Origin of the sequence: Saccharopolyspora hattusasensis, assembly GCF_050972075.1 — a bacterium.
Classification (GTDB): domain Bacteria; phylum Actinomycetota; class Actinomycetes; order Mycobacteriales; family Pseudonocardiaceae; genus Saccharopolyspora; species Saccharopolyspora hattusasensis.
Genome location: NZ_JBPCDC010000001.1, coordinates 7,530,991 through 7,547,800, shown reverse-complemented (window position 1 = coordinate 7,547,800; position 16,810 = coordinate 7,530,991). Strand labels below are relative to the sequence as shown.

General features: G+C 67.0%; 12 protein-coding genes and 1 pseudogene. 9 read left to right on the top strand and 4 right to left on the bottom strand.

The window, feature by feature from the left end; genetic code table 11:
* Positions 1–243: 243 nt before the first annotated feature.
* Together ACRXBZ_RS35890 and ACRXBZ_RS35885 are read right to left on the bottom strand one after the other, a co-directional pair.
* The gene (locus ACRXBZ_RS35890; protein ID WP_433882854.1) at positions 244–678 is read right to left on the bottom strand and encodes a hypothetical protein; all 435 of its coding nucleotides are present in this window, start codon (positions 676–678) and stop codon (positions 244–246) included.
* A gap of 336 nt (positions 679–1,014) precedes the next feature.
* Positions 1,015–1,800 (bottom strand): GntR family transcriptional regulator, encoded by a 786-nt coding sequence (locus tag ACRXBZ_RS35885; protein ID WP_433882853.1) that lies wholly within the window; start codon positions 1,798–1,800, stop codon positions 1,015–1,017.
* Between the two features lie 66 nt (positions 1,801–1,866).
* Here ACRXBZ_RS35885 and ACRXBZ_RS35880 point away from each other — a divergent pair, with 66 nt between their 5' ends.
* The 8 genes and pseudogenes from ACRXBZ_RS35880 to ACRXBZ_RS35845 all read left to right on the top strand — a co-directional run bounded on the left by ACRXBZ_RS35880 (position 1,867) and on the right by ACRXBZ_RS35845 (position 14,178).
* Complete coding sequence (locus tag ACRXBZ_RS35880) at positions 1,867–2,391, top strand: DUF5943 domain-containing protein (RefSeq protein WP_433882852.1); 525 nt, start codon at positions 1,867–1,869, stop codon at positions 2,389–2,391.
* A gap of 189 nt (positions 2,392–2,580) precedes the next feature.
* Complete coding sequence (locus ACRXBZ_RS35875) at positions 2,581–3,906, top strand: MFS transporter (RefSeq protein ID WP_433882851.1); 1,326 nt, start codon at positions 2,581–2,583, stop codon at positions 3,904–3,906.
* Positions 3,903–5,561: an amidohydrolase gene (locus ACRXBZ_RS35870; RefSeq protein WP_433882850.1), complete on the top strand. Its 1,659-nt coding sequence runs from the start codon at positions 3,903–3,905 to the stop codon at positions 5,559–5,561. The genes ACRXBZ_RS35875 and ACRXBZ_RS35870 overlap by 4 nt, the downstream gene beginning before the upstream one ends.
* 143 nt (positions 5,562–5,704) lie before the next feature.
* Positions 5,705–5,833 (top strand): annotated as a pseudogene (locus ACRXBZ_RS35865) (IS982 family transposase); the annotation flags it as partial.
* A 191-nt stretch (positions 5,834–6,024) separates the two neighbouring features.
* Positions 6,025–7,560 carry a TIGR02677 family protein gene (locus tag ACRXBZ_RS35860; protein WP_433882849.1) on the top strand — a complete coding sequence of 512 codons (1,536 nt, stop codon included), beginning with the start codon at positions 6,025–6,027 and terminating at the stop codon, positions 7,558–7,560.
* Between the two features lie 135 nt (positions 7,561–7,695).
* A complete protein-coding gene (locus ACRXBZ_RS35855; protein ID WP_433882848.1) occupies positions 7,696–8,880 on the top strand; it encodes a TIGR02678 family protein in 1,185 nt (394 codons plus the stop codon).
* Positions 8,877–12,953 (top strand): TIGR02680 family protein, encoded by a 4,077-nt coding sequence (locus tag ACRXBZ_RS35850; RefSeq protein ID WP_433882847.1) that lies wholly within the window; start codon positions 8,877–8,879, stop codon positions 12,951–12,953. Before ACRXBZ_RS35855 ends, ACRXBZ_RS35850 begins: the two co-directional genes overlap by 4 nt.
* A complete protein-coding gene (locus ACRXBZ_RS35845; RefSeq protein WP_433882846.1) occupies positions 12,928–14,178 on the top strand; it encodes a TIGR02679 family protein in 1,251 nt (416 codons plus the stop codon). Before ACRXBZ_RS35850 ends, ACRXBZ_RS35845 begins: the two co-directional genes overlap by 26 nt.
* Here ACRXBZ_RS35845 and ACRXBZ_RS35840 read toward each other — a convergent pair.
* Together ACRXBZ_RS35840 and ACRXBZ_RS35835 are read right to left on the bottom strand one after the other, a co-directional pair.
* Entirely contained in the window at positions 14,162–16,126 is a 1,965-nt protein-coding gene (locus tag ACRXBZ_RS35840) for a M81 family metallopeptidase (RefSeq protein ID WP_433882845.1), read from the bottom strand. The genes ACRXBZ_RS35845 and ACRXBZ_RS35840 overlap by 17 nt on opposite strands.
* The gene (locus ACRXBZ_RS35835; protein WP_433884175.1) at positions 16,123–16,494 is read right to left on the bottom strand and encodes an MFS transporter; all 372 of its coding nucleotides are present in this window, start codon (positions 16,492–16,494) and stop codon (positions 16,123–16,125) included. The genes ACRXBZ_RS35840 and ACRXBZ_RS35835 overlap by 4 nt, the downstream gene beginning before the upstream one ends.
* On the opposite strand from ACRXBZ_RS35835, the gene ACRXBZ_RS35830 reads away from it, so the two are divergent.
* Positions 16,462–16,809: an IS607 family transposase gene (locus tag ACRXBZ_RS35830; RefSeq protein WP_433882844.1), complete on the top strand. Its 348-nt coding sequence runs from the start codon at positions 16,462–16,464 to the stop codon at positions 16,807–16,809. The two genes, ACRXBZ_RS35835 and ACRXBZ_RS35830, sit on opposite strands and share 33 nt — an antisense overlap.
* The last annotated feature ends 1 nt before the right edge of the window (position 16,810 follow it).

Here is a 16,810-nt window from a genome sequence, read left to right as displayed (position 1 = left end):
CGGAAGTTCCTCCCGTTCCCCAGCGACCTGTTCCAGAACCGCAACCGATCATCGGCGACCACACCGCCGTCCATGAGGACGACGACGAAGATTCGCACGATTGGCCCAATCCTGTAGTGCTTGGCCTTCTACCTCGGGGCCGGGTGCCCGGCCGTCGTCGTCGGCCTGGTGACACTCGAGCACCCACTGGCCGGCACGACGTCGTGGCCGTCACGGTGGTGCCCTGCCGACGCGAGTCAGCGGTCACGCCTGTTCCGCGGTGGATTCTCGTGGTGTCGGCCGGTTCGCCAGTTCGTTGGTGATCAGCAGTAGGACGGCCAGTGCGATCGGTGCGACCTGGGAAATCACCTGGAGTTGCACCGCGTTACCGGTCGCACCGTGGTGCTGGTGGTAGATCAGGTGCGGAACGTTGAAGACGAGCGAGGCTGCCAAGACCACGCGAACCAACGTGCACCGCATCGACACCGCGGCGTATGCCACGATCAGCACGAACTGGAGCCCGATCAGCCCGAAGTCGCGCGTCATGTGCTCGTTGAAAGGCGGGAACCCGGTCAGCCACGCGAGCTCCGGAGTGGGGAAGCCGAGGTGAAACGACAACGGGGCGAGCGCGGCCCACAACGTGGGGATGCCTTCGCCAAGTGCGAGCAGCGCTAAGCCGATCCGCAGGAGCAGTTGCACGTGTCCTCCTCGCAACGACCGGCCAGGGATCCAGCATCCTTGTCCCCGGCCGGTCGTCTCGTGTGTCGTCTCGGATGGCGATCGGCCCGACGTCGAGTCGCCCGTAGCGGTGGCCGCAAACGGTGTTCAGCGATTCGTCCGCCGACACTCCACCGTTGTTGTTCCTCGCCGATCCGCTCGAACGTACCTCGGCCATCTGCGTTCGAATTCGTGGTCTCCGAGGGCCTCGCCAAGCTATCGGCACTCTTCCGGCGACCCCGAATTTTCACTCGACTGTCGGCTGCGCTCGGCCGGCTGCACGTCGGCCGAGCGCTTTCTCCTACCGGGGTCCGCGGGTCAGGCGCCCGCTTCTCGCCGCTTCCCATCCGCGATGGCCCGTCGCAGGTCCTCGGTGGTGAGGTGGACCGACGTCATGACGTCGCCGCCGAGGTCGACCTCGTCGGCGCCGCTGGACGCGATGTAGGTGAGGATGCGCTCGCGGAACAGGCGAACATGATTCACCGCAACGGTTTCCGCCTTCTCCGGGTCGCGGGCCTGGTAGGCGTCGATGAGCGCGGAGTGATCGTGGCTGACCCGCGTGAAGTGGTCATCGAGGCGGCTGGCGTTCCAGTCCTCCGCGCCACCGAACGCGAGGTAACCCAGCCGCTGCCCCTCGTCGTAGATCCGGGCGGCGAGCGCCGAGAGGTACTCATTCCGCGCAATTCGGGCCTCCAGGTTGTGCAGCGCGGCGTTGGCCTCGGCGATATCGGGCGCGGACCGTCGCCGGATCCCGTCGTTGACCAGCGCATCGGCCTCGCGGAGTTCGGTGATTTCCTCGGGGAGAGCGCGAATGGCCACCAGTCTCGCGATCGCCTTCGCGGTGACGATGTGCGCTTCGAACAGGCTGCTGATGCCGGCGATGTCCAGCGGTCGCACGGTGAAGCCGCCGCCCGCCTGGGCCTGGATGAGCCCCTCGGAAGCGAGGAGGAACAGCGCTTCGCGCAGCGGCGTACGGCTCAGCCCCAGCTCCTGGCTCAGCTGCATGTCGTCGACCCACTCGCCGGGGGCGAGGCGCAGCGTCATGTATCGCGCTTTGATCTCTGCATAGGCCCGTTCCATCTGCGTCCGCTGCCGCCGTCCCATGTCGACCATCCTGGCATAGCGATTTCGCGACCTTGACCCATCTTAGGCGCTCTGTATTATTTCTGCATGCAGAACCCCGGGGCACGTGAGTTGCCGGTAACGGTCGAGGTCGATGCCGAAACAGGCAGGTGGAGCGTCGACGGTCTGCCCATGGTGCTGGTGCCTCAGCACCTGCTCGTGAACAACCTGGATGCCGTGGAGCGGAACGTCGGCCGGGACTCCTCCGCCGAGCTGTTCCGCGGCGCCGGCCGCCGCTCGGCGCGACACTGGTGCGCCCACGAGGCCACGCGCCTCGGGCTGTCCGGAGCCGCGATCGTGCGGCACTACCTGGACCGCCTGAGCCGCCGCGGATGGGGACGCTTCGAGATCGACGAACTTGACCCCGGCCACGGTGTGCTGCAGGTACGGGTGGCGCATTCCGCGCTGCTGCCGGTAGCAGGCTCGACGCGATCCGTCGACAGGGCCTGCTACCTGTTCGAGGCCTGGTTCGAGGGCGCGCTCGACTACGCGTCGGAGGACCCTTCGCGCGTGGCGGTCCGCGAGATTCAGTGCGCTGTCAATGCTGAGGAGTGCGTCTTCACCAGCAACTGACCCTAGGTGACTGGTGTCGAACGGCCTCATTTTCATCAAAAGACCGAATTCGGACAAATCTTGCAGGGCTGAGATCGCCGTAAACGGCCGGAAAGACGGTCGCCGATCGAATCCAGTCCACGCTGAGCCTCGAAGTTCGAGGCACCTGCCGGGTACTTCCCGGAACACACCAGCCACCTAGAAGGTGCCATGACAAAGCAAGACGCCCAAGAAGCGAAGATGCTGCGCAAGGTCATCTACGCGGCATCCATCGGCAATTTCGTCGAATGGTTCGACTTCGCCCTCTACGGTTTCCTCGCCACCGAGATCGCCACCAACTTCTTCCCCAGCAACGACCCGACGGCCGGTCTGCTCAAGACCTTCGCCGCGTTCGCGGTGGCCTTCGCGCTGCGTCCCATCGGCGGGGCGTACTTCGGCGCGCTGGGCGACCGCATCGGCCGCAAACGCACCCTGGCCATCACCATCCTGCTCATGGCCGGATCCACGGTCGCCCTCGGCATCCTGCCAACCCATGCCACGATCGGCATCGTCGCGCCGATCCTGCTCGTGCTGATCCGTTGCGTGCAGGGATTCTCCACCGGTGGCGAGTACGCCGGAGCCTGCGCGTTCGTACTGGAGCACAGCCGCACGGACAAGCGCGCCTGGTATTCGAGCTTCCTCCCGGTGAGCACCTTCACCGCGTTCGGCGCAGCGGGCATCGTGTCCTTCACGTGCAGCGGCGCGCTCGGCGCCGCATCGATGACCGAGTGGGGCTGGCGACTCCCGTTCCTCATCGCGGCACCGCTCGGCGTGTGCGGCTTCTACATCCGTCAGAAGCTCGACGAGACACCGGATTTCCAGCAGGTATCGGACAACGACGCGGTCGCCTCGGCACCGGTGCGGGAAGCCTTGCGATCGCACGGACGATCCATGGCCAAACTCGGGCTGTTCATCTGCACCACCGCGCTGTCGTTCTACATGTTCACTACCTACATGACGACCTATCTCAAGGTCACCGCGGGCCACAACGCATCGACCACGCTCCTGTCCAATGTGCTCGCCCTGCTGTTCGCGGCTGCGCTGTGCCCGGTCGTCGGCCGCATCTCGGACCGGGTCGGCAGGCGCATGACCATGTTCACCGCCGCCGGCCTCCTGGTCGTCGGCGGACTTCCCGCGTTCCTGCTGGCCGGGAGCAGCGGGCTGGCCATGGCGGTCATCGGCCAACTGCTGCTGGCACTCGGTGCCGTGTCCTGCAACGTCGTGACCGCGGTGATGCTCGTCGAGCTGTTCCCCACGCGGGTTCGTTACACGGCCTCCGCGCTCACCTACAACCTCGCCTACGCGGTGTTCGGCGGAACGGCACCGTTCATCGCGACGTTCCTGATCGGGGCGACCGGTAACCCGCTGGCGCCCGCTTACTACCTCGTGATCGCTTCGGTTGTCGCGCTCGTCGCGGCGTGGCGTATTCCCGAAACCTCTCGCCGCTCTCTCTCCGACCCCAACTCGGCTTTCCACCCTGGAGCGATGTCCTCATGAGCCCCAAGATCACCGTTTTCCCCGCCAGGCGCGTGCTGACCATGGACCCGGGACGTCCGAGTGCGTCCGCCGTCGCCGTCATGGACGGCCGAGTGCTGTCCACCGGCAGTATCGAATCGATGAAGCCGTGGCTCGACCGGCACGATTACGAGGTGGACGACACCTTGCGCGACAAGGTCATCATGCCGGGCTTCATCGACCCGCACACCCACTTCGCGCTCTCCTCCGGCTACCTCGGCGTGCCCTACGTCGGCCCGATCGACTCGCCGGGTCCGTGCGGTACCAACCCGGGACACCCCACGCGCGAGAGCGTCGTGGCGGAACTGCGCGCCCTCGACGACAAGATGCCACCCGGCAAGACCTTGGTCGCCTGGGGATTCGACCCGGCCATCCAAGGCGGACACCTGCATCGCGACGAACTGGACGCGGTGGTGGGTCATCGGCCGGTGTTCATCATCTCCTATGCACCGCATTTCCTGTACGCCAACAGCGCCGCGCTGAAGACGACGCACGTCGGCGAGGACAGCACCGTGCACGGCGTCGGACGATACGACGATGGCCGGCTCAACGGCCAATTCATCGAGCTCGCCGCGCACAAGGCCGCCGTAGGCCGCTCGGCCGCCGATCTCGTGGCGGACACCGGAGAACAAGGCCTGCGCGACATGGCCAGACTCGCCGTGCACTCGGGCGTCACGACCACTGCGGAGCTGTTGTTCGGCCTGACCGACCCCGAGCACGAGTGGCGCATTCACGACGCCGCGTTCAACGATCCCACCACACCCGTGCGGATGGCGCTGGTCTCCTACGAGATGACCCTCCACGACCAGCACGGCGCCAAGGCCACCCACCACTTGGCCGAGCGGCACGGGCGCAACAGCGAAACGCTCTTCTTCCACGGAGTCAAGTTCCTCGCCGACGGCTCGTTCCCCGCCATGTCCCTGCGCGTGCGCTTCCCCGGCTATCTCGATCTCAGCAACGGCGTGCGCAACGACGTGCCATGGGAGCAGCTGCACGAACGCATGCTTCCCTTCTGGGAAGCGGGCATTCCGATCCACTGCCACGCCAACGGGGACGAGAGCATCGACGCCGCACTCGATGCGCTGGCGGCACTGCAGAACGCCCGTCCTCGCTTCGATCACCGCTTCACCCTCGAGCATTACTGCATCAGCACGCCCGACCAGGCCCGGCGGATGAAGGCACTGGGCGCGCAAGCCAGCGTCAACTGCTACTTCGTCCACTACCGCAGCCACGTGCACAGCCACCACGGCTACGGCCCGGACAGGTCAGAGGCTGTGGGACGGCTCGGGTCGCTGGAGCGCGAGGGCGTGACGTTCGCCCTCCACTCAGACTTCTCCCTCGTCGCGGTGCCAATGCACCCCCTCACCGCGGCCTGGGTGGCGGTCAACCGCTTCGGGGCCGATGGCAGAACCGTGCTCGCCCCGGGTGAGCGCATCGGCGTTGACCGCGCGTTGCGCGCCATCACGGTGGATGCCGCGCACATGCTCGGAATGGAGCGCACCGCGGGCAGCCTGGAGCCGGGCAAATTCGCCGACTTCGCCATCCTCGACGAGGATCCCTACCAGGTAAGCCCGACCGAACTGCGGGACATCCCCGTCTGGGGCACCGCCCGCTCGGGCGTGCTCCACCAGGCCTAGACGAGTAAGTCCAATTTCCTGCCGGCATGAGGCGAGGGCGTCCATGATCCGTTTGTGAATACTGACCTGGACACCCTCGGTAAGCAGAGAACACCCGTGAGTGTTTTTGGGTGCTATGGCACCCAAAAACGCTCACGGCTGTTCTGGGCCTGAAACAACACGGCGCCCGCACGGTCGAGGGTGTCAGCGTGCGCGTCGCCCAGCGTGTGCTGGCCCTGGCCGCCGCGATCTGGCACAACTTCCGCACCGGCCAGCCAGTCACTCGCTCGCTCCCAGAAGGAGCGCCTGCCGATGAAGTCGCCCCGGGGTGTGCGCCAAGGTCCGCCGCATCTACCGCGAACACGGCGTGACCGTGCCTCGGCGCTCCCGGCCAAGGCCGCCCACGGAATCGATGAGGGTGGCGGTGGCATTCCCGAGGGCTTGCCGTACCCTCGAATGCGGTCTTCGAGAGAGGGGTACAGGCTTGAGTGAGGTCGATTTTCGTCCTTTCGCTCATCTCAGTGCGCCCAATGCTGAGCTTTACCGCCGGATCATGGGCTCTTTCGTGCGGGCCAAGCTTCGGTTCATCGTTCACCTTCGGCCCGAGGATGTCCACGAGGTTATCGGTGGGGACCTGCCGTCCATCGTCGATGCGCTTTCCAGGCTGGTGGATTGGGGGAATCTTCGCTCCGATCCGGACACCAGCCGCGTCACCACGGTCGAGGACTTCCACCGCGCCCGGTTCCTCTACCAGCTCACGCATGCGGGCGAGGCTGCCGAGCAGGCGCTCGCGAGTTACGACGAGGCCCTTGGCAGGCGCGGGGCTCTGCAGGCCGTTGCACTCACGGACATCGCAACGCAGCTCCGCGCATTGCTGGAATTGGTGCATCAGGATGACCCTGATCCGGCGAAGGTGCATTTGTCGCTGCGATCGCTCGTCGACCGTTTCACCGATCTCGCCGACAACGCGCAAGCCTTCATGAGTTCGCTGCAGCGCACCATCGATCTGCACGACGCCGACTTGGACGCCTTTCGTGCTTATAAAGACCGGTTGATCGACTATCTGGAGCGTTTCATCAAGGATCTGGTCGCCACCGGCGGAGAGATCGCCGCGCTGGTCGGCAACATCGAGCAGATCGGCGTCGCGCGGTTGCTGGACGTGGCTGCCGAGCGGGAAGCCGCCGATGCCGCCCCCGGCGTGGGCGAGGATGGGGACGATCCGCGCCAGGTTGAGTTCGAACGCGGGCGGCTGCGCTGGCTTGACCGTTGGCGTGGCTTCCGGGGCTGGTTCATCAGCGAGCCGCAGCATCCCAGTCAGGCCAAATTGCTTCGCGCCCGGGCTCGCACGGCCATTCCACAACTGCTGCAGGTGGTGGCGACGCTCAACGAGCGCCGCGCCGGGCGTTCCGACCGGTCCGCCGATTTCCGCAGCCTGGCACGCTGGTTCGCGCAGGCGCCCAGGGAGGAGGACATGCATCGGCTGTGGCGTGCTGCGTTCGGGCTTTCGCCGTCGCGGCACTTGGTTGCGGAAAACGACGAAGCGGACAACCCGGTTCCGGCGAACACTCCATGGGCGCAGGCACCTCCTCTGGAGATCAGTCCGCGCTTGCGGAAGACCGGCAGCTATGAACGTCGCGGCAAGCCCAACCGGGTCGTCGACCGCTCGGCGCAGCGCCAGTATCTAGCCGAATTCGCGGCGAAGGAGGCAGCCGAGACCGCGGCGGCCAGGCGCGCTCTCGTGACCGAACACCCGACGCGCCTCACCGATCTCGGCGAGCTGGACCCGGCCGCGTTCCGCTTGTTCCTCCACCTGCTCGGCGATGCCCTGGCGGCGCGCGCACCAGGTCAGCATACGGTCATCACCACTACCACCGATGGCACCATGACCATCCGGCTCACTTCCCTCGATGACGGCCGGAAAGCCGAGATCCACACGCCGCAAGGGGTCTTCCGGGGGCCCGATCACCTGGTGGAGATCATCGATCTGACCGCCGAAGTGCAAGTGGAGCAAAGCGCATGAGTAGCCCTGGGACAATCTCAGTCCTCCTCAACGCACCCCAGGGGACCGTGACGCAAACCAGCCACAAGAAACCACGCAACCGGAGATTGGGTTGGACGCAACCACCACTGTGAATCGCGGAGAGGCGGACCAGGCATGAGCGCGCTCGGCGATGCCATGTCGGCTTCCCGCGCCGACGAGATGCGCCGTGCCGCCCGGGCCCTGCTGCGGCGTCCCTTGCTTCGTGCCACGGATCCCGCGTTCGTCCTCATCCGCCGGTACGCACCCGACCTGCGGGAATGGTTCGACCGCAACACCGGCTGGCGGCTGCATATCGACAGCGAAGTCGCCCGGCTCGTCAAGCAGCCGGCCGACAACACCGACACCACGAATCCGGCGCGGGACGTGCGGTCCAAGCAGCCGTTCGGTCGCCGCCGCTACGTCCTGACGTGCCTGGCGTTGGCCGCGCTGGAACGCGCCGACGCGCAGATCACCCTCGGTCGCCTCGCCGAGCAGGTCGTGCTCGGTGCCGCCGATCCCGAACTCGTCACGGCCGGGGTCGAATTCACCCTGAGCAGCCGGGCGGAGCGCTCCGACCTGGCGACGGTGGTGCGGCTGTTGCTCGACCTAGGTGTGCTCACCCGGGTCGCCGGGGACGAGGAGGCGTTCGTCAAAGACACCGGCGACGCGCTTTACGACGTGCGACGCCGCGTGCTGTCCGCCCTTCTCGCCGCTCCGCGTGGCCCGTCGACAGTGACGGCTGAGGGATTCGAGGACCGTTTGGCCGCGCTGCTCTACGAGATCCCGCCTACCACAGACGACCTGCGCAACCAGCGCATCCGGCATCGCCTCACCCGGCGGCTGCTGGACGAACCCGTGTTGTATTACGAGGGACTCGACGATGCGGAGCGCGCGTATCTCACCAGCCAGCGTGCCGCCATCACTGCACGGATCACCGAGCTCACGGGTCTGGTGGCCGAGGCGCGCGCCGAGGGCATCGCCATGGTGGATCCTTTCGATGACCTCACCGACGTCCGGATGCCGGAAAGCGGCACCGAAGGTCACGCGACACTGCTGCTCGCCGAGCACCTCGCCCAGCACCCCAACCGCGCCGTGCCGCTGGAAGAACTGCACCGGTATCTCCGGCGCAAGGGCGACGAGCACCGCACTTACTGGCGGCGCAACGCAACCGATCCGGGCGCCGAAGTCGAACTGACCGAGAACGCGCTGGGCAGGTTGGAGGCGCTGCGGCTGGTCGATCGGGCGGACGGCTTCGTCACTGCGCTGCCCGCTCTCTCCCGCTATGCGCTGGCCGAACCCACCCTCCAGGAAGCGAAATGACCCGAGAACTGCCGGAACCCGCGGTGCAGCGATGGCAGCCGCTGCGTGCCGGCCTGATCGACATGTTCTACTACGACGCCGAGGAGTTCTGGTTCCGCGACGGCCGGCTGCTGCTGCGCGGTAACAACGGCACGGGCAAGTCCAAGGTGCTCGCGCTCACCCTTCCCTTCCTGCTCGATGGTGATCTCTCGCCGCACCGGGTCGAGCCGGATGCCGACCCGAAGAAGCGGATGGAGTGGAACCTGCTGCTCGGCGGCGAACATCCGCATCCGGAGCGTCTCGGTTACACCTGGCTCGAATTCGGCCGCGTCGACGAGCAAGGTGCGCCGGTGTTCCGGACCATCGGCTGTGGCCTGAAAGCGGTGTCCGGCAAGGGAATCGCGCGGCACTGGTACTTCGTCACCAGCAAGCGGATCGGCGATGACCTGGCGCTGGTCGATGCGACCGGAACCGCACTGTCCCGGGACCGGCTGATCGACGCGCTCGATGAGCAGGGCACGGTCTACGACCGCGCCCGGGACTACCGGCGTGCGGTCGACGAGAGTTTCTTCGGTTTCGGCGAGCAGCGCTACAGTGCGCTGGTCGACCTGCTCATCCAGCTCCGCCAGCCGCAACTGTCCAAACGCCCCAGCGAGCAGGCGCTGTCCAAGGCGCTAACCGAAGCGTTGCCCATGCTGGACCAAGCGCTGATCGCGGATGTCGCCGAAGCTTTCCGCAGTCTTGAGGAAGACCGCGAGGCGCTGGCCGCGATGGTCGAAGCACGCGATGCCGCGCAGTCGTTCCTCACCCACTACCGCCGGTACGCGCGGATCGCGGCGCGGCGGCGGGCGGCGCAGCCTCGCCTCGCGCAGGCGAACTACGAGCGGGTCGGCCGCGACTTGAGTGCGGCGGAATCCGAGTTCACCCGGGCCGAGGAAGAACTCACCGCGATCCGGTTGAAGCTCACCGAGCTCACTACCACCCGGAAACGACTGCAGGCTCGGGACGAGGCGCTGCGCGCCAGCCCGGAAATGCGCAGCGCGCGCGAACTGGAACTAGCCGGGCAGCATGCACAAAGGCTGGCAGGCGAAGCGAAGCGGATCGCCGGTGAACGCAACCTCGCAGTCGGAAGGCTGGCCACGCAACGCGATCGGCACCAAGCCGCGATGCAGCGGCTGTCCGCCGCGCGGGAGACCCTGACCGGCGTCCGACGCTCCGGTGTCGACGTCGCCGACCGTGCCAGGATTGCCGTCGAGCACACCGAGGACATCGATCGTCCGCTGGACGAACAACCTGATCTGGCGGCGCTGCGCCGAGCTGCCGAGCAGCTCGCGGTTCGGCAGCAGCGAGCGATCAAACACGTGACCGGATTGGTCCAGGCGGTCGAGCACGCTGTGCAGGCACTCGCGGCTGCCCGCCGTCGCGTGTCAGAGCTCGACGCGGAAGCCGCAGATCTGGCGGATCGGCGCGTCGACGCCGACAACAGGTTACGGGAAAACGGCGTCGAGCTGGTGTCGGCGGTGCGCGAGCACCTGGAGAACGCGACGGAACTCCGGCTCGCAGATCTTGCCGCGGTCATGGCCGAGTTGGAGCTGTGGGTGGAGACGCTCGCCGGGCCGAACCCTGCCGCGACGGCGGTGAGCGCTGCCGGTCACGCGGCGGCCGGGGACCTCGCCGCGGCGGCGGCCGATCTCGAAGCGCAGGAACGCGCCGGTCGGCAGCGCAGGACCGAACTCACCGACGAGATCGATCGGCTGGAAAGCGGGGAAGACAGCGCCCCACCGGTTCCGCACACGAGGGACAACGCAGCCCGTGAAGGGCGTCCGGGTGCGCCGCTATGGCGGCTGGTGGATTTCGCCGAGAACGTCGACGAGGCACGCCGGGCCGGGCTCGAAGCCGCGCTGGAAGCGGCCGGAATCCTCGACGCCTGGGTAACGCCAGGCGGCGAGCTCCGGGCCACCGACACCAACGATGTCCTGCTGCGGACCGGCGAACCCGCGTCGGTGAACTTGAGTGCGCTGCTCAAACCAGCAGTGGACCGAGCCGACCCGCACGCCGACGCGGTTTCCGACGCCACGGTCATGAGCGTGCTTGCCTCGATCGGGCTCGGTGAGCACGGACAGACCTGGGTCAGCCCGGACGGGCGGTTCCAGATCGGGGTGTTGGAAGGCGCGTGGCACAAACCAGTCGCCACCTACATCGGACGCGGCGCTCGCGAAGCGGCTCGCCGCGCCCGGCTTGGCGAGCTGCGCGAAGAACTCGCGCGCGTGCAGGCTGAGCTCGCCGAAGTCGCCGAAGCACGCCGACGTCTTGAGGAACGCAAGGCCAAGCTCGCCGAGGAAGTCGCGGCGGTGCCCAGCGACACACGGTTGCGTCAAGCACACGCGCAGCTGGCCTCACTTGATCAGGAACACCAGCGGCTCACCGCGCGGCAGGGGAAAGCCGAACAGGATGTCGTGACCTCAACCGCGGTCGAGGAAGCTGCCCGAACCGCGCTGGACGAGGGTGCTGGTGATGCCGGCCTTCCCACCGCACGCTCCGAACTATCCGAAGTGGACAATGCCCTGGGCGAGTACCGCGTCGTCATTGCGGGCCTTTGGCCAGCGGTAGACGCAGTCCGCGAGGCCGACAGGCACGCCGGGGAGACTGTGGTCGACTTGGAGCACGCCGAGTCCACGGTTGAAGAGCTGACTGACCGCGCGGGCACGGCAGAGCACGAGGCCGCTGCCGCCGACGAACATCAGCGCACCCTCAGCAGTACCGTTGGCGCGGCGGTGGCCGAGCTGCAGCGACAACTCGCCGAGGTCGCGGAATCCTTGCGGGACAACGAATCCGGCCAGCAACAGACCGGGCTGGACCGGGATCGCGCGATCGAGCAGCGCGGGGCGGCCAAGGGGCGTCGCGAAGAGCTGGGCGAACGGCTCAAGGAGGCGGCCGAGGAACGCGCGACGGCGGCCGAGTTGTTCCGCCGGTTCGCCGGGACGGGGCTGTTGGCGATCGCCTTGCCGGAGCTCGAGATCCCCGACGCGGCCGAAACGTGGGCCCCGGTCCCCACGGTTCGGCTGGCCCGCCGGGTCAACGAGGAACTCGCCGACGTCACCGACGACGACAACGCCTGGGAACGGGCGCAGCACCGCGTCAACAACGAGCACAAGGCGCTGCACGACACGCTGTCGCGGCACGGTAACCGGGCTTCCGCTGATCTGCGCGAGGACGGCGTGGTCGTGGAGATCGAGTTCCAGGGCCGACCGGCGTCGGTGCCGGAACTGACCGAGGCACTGGCCACCGAGGTCGCCGACCGGGAGCGGCTGCTCAACGAACGGGAACGGGAAACCCTGGAAAACCACCTGGTCAACGAGGTGGCGAGCACCCTGCAGGAACTCATCTCGGCGGCCGAGACACAGGTGGCGCTGATGAACCAGGAGTTGGCGGCCAGACCGACCAGCACCGGTATGCAGCTACGGCTGCTGTGGCGGCCGCTGGAGGACGGCCCAGCGGGGCTTGCGGTAGCCAGGGAGCGGCTGCTGCGGCAAACGTCGGATGCGTGGTCGGCGGACGACAGGGCCGCTGTCGGCGGGTTCCTGCAGGCTCAGATCGCCGAGGTCCGCGCCCGGAACACGGCCGGAACCTGGTTGGAACACCTGACGGAGGCGCTGGACTACCGGAAGTGGAACCGGTTCGTGATCCAGCGGCACCAACACGGGCAATGGCGATCGGCGAGCGGACCGGCCTCCGGCGGTGAGCGCGTGCTCGCCGCCAGCGTGCCGCTGTTCGCTGCGGCATCGTCGCACTACGCCTCGGCCGGTAACCCGAACGCACCGCGCCTGGTCACCCTCGACGAGGCTTTCGCCGGCGTCGACGACAACGCGCGGGCGAAGTACCTGGGTCTGCTCGCCGCCTTCGACCTCGACGTGGTGCTGACCAGTGAACGCGAATGGGGCTGCTACCCGGAGGTTCCCGGCTTGCGGATCGCGCAGTTGTCGAGGGTGGACGGGGTTCCCGCCGTGCTGGTGACGAACTGGGAATGGGACGGTTCGACGCGAACCCGCGTACCCCTGCAGGATTCCCTTGCGCAGCAAGGTTTGTGGGGGTAGCCCGTTGGATCAAGATCGGCTGCGACGGCTGCTCGGCGATCCTGAGTTGGTTTGGCTGGTCAACCGGATCCGCACCCGAATGGAACGCGGCCAAACCCTGCACGGCACGGTCACGCTCGCTGACGCTACCGCCGCCCAACGTGCCGCCGTGCACCGGCTGCTAGGACGGCGCCCACGTGCTGGTAGCAAGGTAACGGTGTTACTGGACACCGTCGACGATGTGTTGCGCCGATCAGGTGCCTGCGAGGATGGCCTGGCGGCCGCGGTCGTAGCGCTCACCGGACCGGTGTCCGAAAAGGCAGCGGTTGCAGCGAAACTGGCGCGAGCCTGGCAGGATGCGTTCGCCCCGCTGGAAGAAGTGGTCGGCCAGCAACTCGCCGACTGGTACTCGGCAATCCGCGATACTGGCCTGGTCCGCAGGCTTGCGGGCAGCCCAAAAGTCGCTGGCCCGATTCTGCACGATCTAGCTGGGGTCGTTCGGAACCTGCCTGCCGATGGCGAGCCGCTGGGGCACTTCGCGGCACGGGTAACAGGTCGTGCGCATGCCCTGGACGAGGGCCCCCTCGCGACTCTCGCACTCGGGGCCGCACGTGCTCTGACAGGCATCCCGAACGGCAGCGGCTCCGAATGGCGGCACGAGGTATGGGCCTCGGTCGGCCTGCTGCGTGACGACGTGTCCAGCACCGTGTTGACCTTGGGCCTGCCTGGCGACGACCGCACGCCGACCGGCCGCGCGCTGGCCGCCTGGCACGAGGCCGGACAGCCGGTGGTGTTGACCTTGCGCCAACTGGTCCGCGATCCCCCTGTGTTCACCGAGCAACTGGTGTCGGTGTGCGAAAACCCGGTGGTGGTCACGGCCGCAGCCGACCGCCTCGGGAGCACATGCCGACCGCTGATCTGCACCAACGGCCAGCCGGTTGCAGCGGTGACTCACCTGCTGCGGTTGTTGACCGAAGCGGGAGCCGAACTCCGCTACCACGGCGATTTCGACTGGGGCGGCCTGCGCATCGCAAATGCCGTCCTGGACCGCTTCCCCGCACGCCCCTGGCGCTTCGACACGGAGTCCTACCTGGCGGTCGCGGCACGCGGCCACGACCTGACCGGCAACCAGGTGACCGCCCGATGGGACGCTGACCTCACCGAGGCCCTGCGCAACACCGGCAAAGCAGTCGAAGAAGAACTGGTCCTCGACACCCTCCTCACCGACCTCACCCCCAACGCCTGAGTCCCTCGCCTAAACCGCTGGAGGCGGCCAGTTCCATCACAACCCACACGACCAGCCGGTACTCGTCGAAGGCTGAGAAATCGCGATCCGACTGTTCGGCATCCGACGGCCGTTCTTGTAGATTGCGCAGGTCAACAGGCTGATGATCGTCGATCAAATCCCGGAACGGGCCTTCGAGCGTGTTGTACGCGGACGCGGAGACGATCATCGGGATCGGTACCCAAGCCATCTCCAGCGTGCCACCGGCGATCGCCTCCAATGCCAACTTCGCCGTGCGGTAACCGGTTTCGAAGAAGTCGACGTGCGGGTAGGTCTGGTACCCGACGATGAGGTCGGCGTCCCGGACGAGGTCCTGCGAGATGTAGCCGTGCAAATCCGTCGAGGTTGCGATCACGCATCGGTCGCCCACGATCGCACGAACCCGCCGCGTGATCTCCGCCTCGGGGTCGTCGAACTCGGTCGTCTGCAGGGCGCCGTGGAACGACAACAGCACCCCGTCCAGCGGCAGGCACGCCTCGAGCTGCGGAATCAGTCGCTCGAGGTAGTGGTCCATGGCTTGTTCTGCGATGCCCCCGCTCTGCGAGAACATGACGGTCCCGTGCACGACTTCAGCGTCGGCCGCGTGGTCCTCCAGGGCCTGGATCATTCCGCCGATGGCGCAGGGCTTGCCCGCCAGGGACTCGTGGACCTGCTCCGGATCCAGGATCCCTCCCTGGCGCCACTGCTCCAGGGTCGAGCGTACGGGGCTGAAGGAATTGCTCTCCTGGCGGAACTCGGTCATGACGATACGCACGTGGAAACACGCTCCAACTGGTTCAGTACTTGCCGTTGAGCTGGTCGAACACATCACGCAGCGCCGGGGAAAGCTGGCGGTAGACGTCGTAAAGCCGGTCGTAGACCGCCTCGTTTCCGGGTTCGGGGTGAACACCCGCTCGATGGGCACCTCGTCGACGATCGAGTCGTAGTCGGCGATCTGGCCCAACCCGATCATCGCGCAGTAGTAAGCCCCCAGAGCGCCGGTGTAGCGCGGTGCCCGGGGAACTTCGATACGCATCTGGAGGACGTCGGCGAGCATCTGCATCCAGACCCCACTGGTCACTCCCCCGCCGACCACGCGGATGCTCTCCAGTTGGGCGCCGGTGCTCCGCGAGAACCGTTCGAGGTTCATCCGGTGCGTGTAGCAGATGCTCTCCATGACGGCCCGCAGCATGTGCCGGCGGTCGTGGGAGGTCGTCAGGTTGAGGAAGATCCCCTTGGCGTTCTTGGACAGCGGCGGCAGTTCACCGGCCAGCCAATGCGTCGCGACGAGGTCGAGCGATCCGGGCTCGACCGAGGCCACCTCCTTCGCCAGGAAGTCGTGCAGGGAATCGCCGAGAACGCCCTTCTCGGCCCGGTACAGCTGCTCGGTCGCCCAGTCATAGGCCAGGCAGCCGGTCTGCAGCGCGAACACCGCGCCCTCCCGATCCGCGTCGAAGCTGAAGTTCAGCGGCGCGTCCAGCGAACTGCGATCGGGCACGACGCTGACCAACCACGACGACGTCCCTAAGTAGATGTGGACGTCGTTGAAGCCGGATCGTCCGACCCCCGCGGTGATCGCAGGCAGGTCGCCGAACCCGCCGAGCACCGGCACGCCTTCACGCAGGCCGAGATCGCGGGCAGCCGCAGCGGTCAGCGACCCCACGATATCGGTCGAGCGGGTCTGTTCCGGGAACTTCCCCAGGTCCTCCACGAGGCCGGCCGCCTTGATGATGCGGGTGTACAGGTCGGCGACCTCGGGCTTGGGCGACCGGATGAAGTCGTCCGAGGGTTCGGTCACAAACCGCCCGGTAGCCCGCCACTTGAGATAGGTGTTCAGCCCGATCTTGTCAGCGCGCTGCCAGATCTCGGGCTCGTTCTCCTTGAGCCACAGCAGACGCGGCCAGTACTCCTGCCCGGTACCACACGTCATGCCTCCTTGGCGGTAATGAGTGGTCGCTCGGCGGCCGTTTGAGACGACCGCTCGGACCCCAGCACGAGGTTGATCAGTAGACCGACCAATGTGGCGTCCGCCGTGACGTACCAGCCGACGGTCCAGTTGCTGACCGAAGCGATGTAGGGCGCCAGGATCGGCGAGATGATCCCGCCGGCACCGGCGACCAGCAGGACCAGACCGACGCCGGGGCCGGCGGCGGCACTACCGAACAGGTCCGACGGCAACGACAGTCCAGGACCATTGGTGGCCGGTGTCCCCCAGCCGGCCACCAGCGCGATCAGCACGGCGGCACCAAGACCCAGCGGGGCGACGTGCGGGACGAGCGCGCAGCCGACCGCAGCCACCAGGAGGTCGGTTCTGGTCTGAACGGGAACCGGCCGAAGTTGCGGAAACTCCTCGTTGACCCACGGGTGTCCACGATCGTGGTGGAGCACCGCGACAGGTTGGCTCGTTTTGGTGTCGAACACCTGGAATCCGCCTTGGCCGCCACCGGACGTCGGATCGTCGTGCTCAACCCAGAAGAAGTGAAAGACGACCTCGTGCGGGACATGGTGGACGTGCTCACCTCGATGTGTGCACGCCTGTACGGGCGCAGGTCGGCACGCAAACGCGCGGAAGCGGGTGTCGCGTGCGCGACCGCTGAGGTCACTGGTCTGTGAG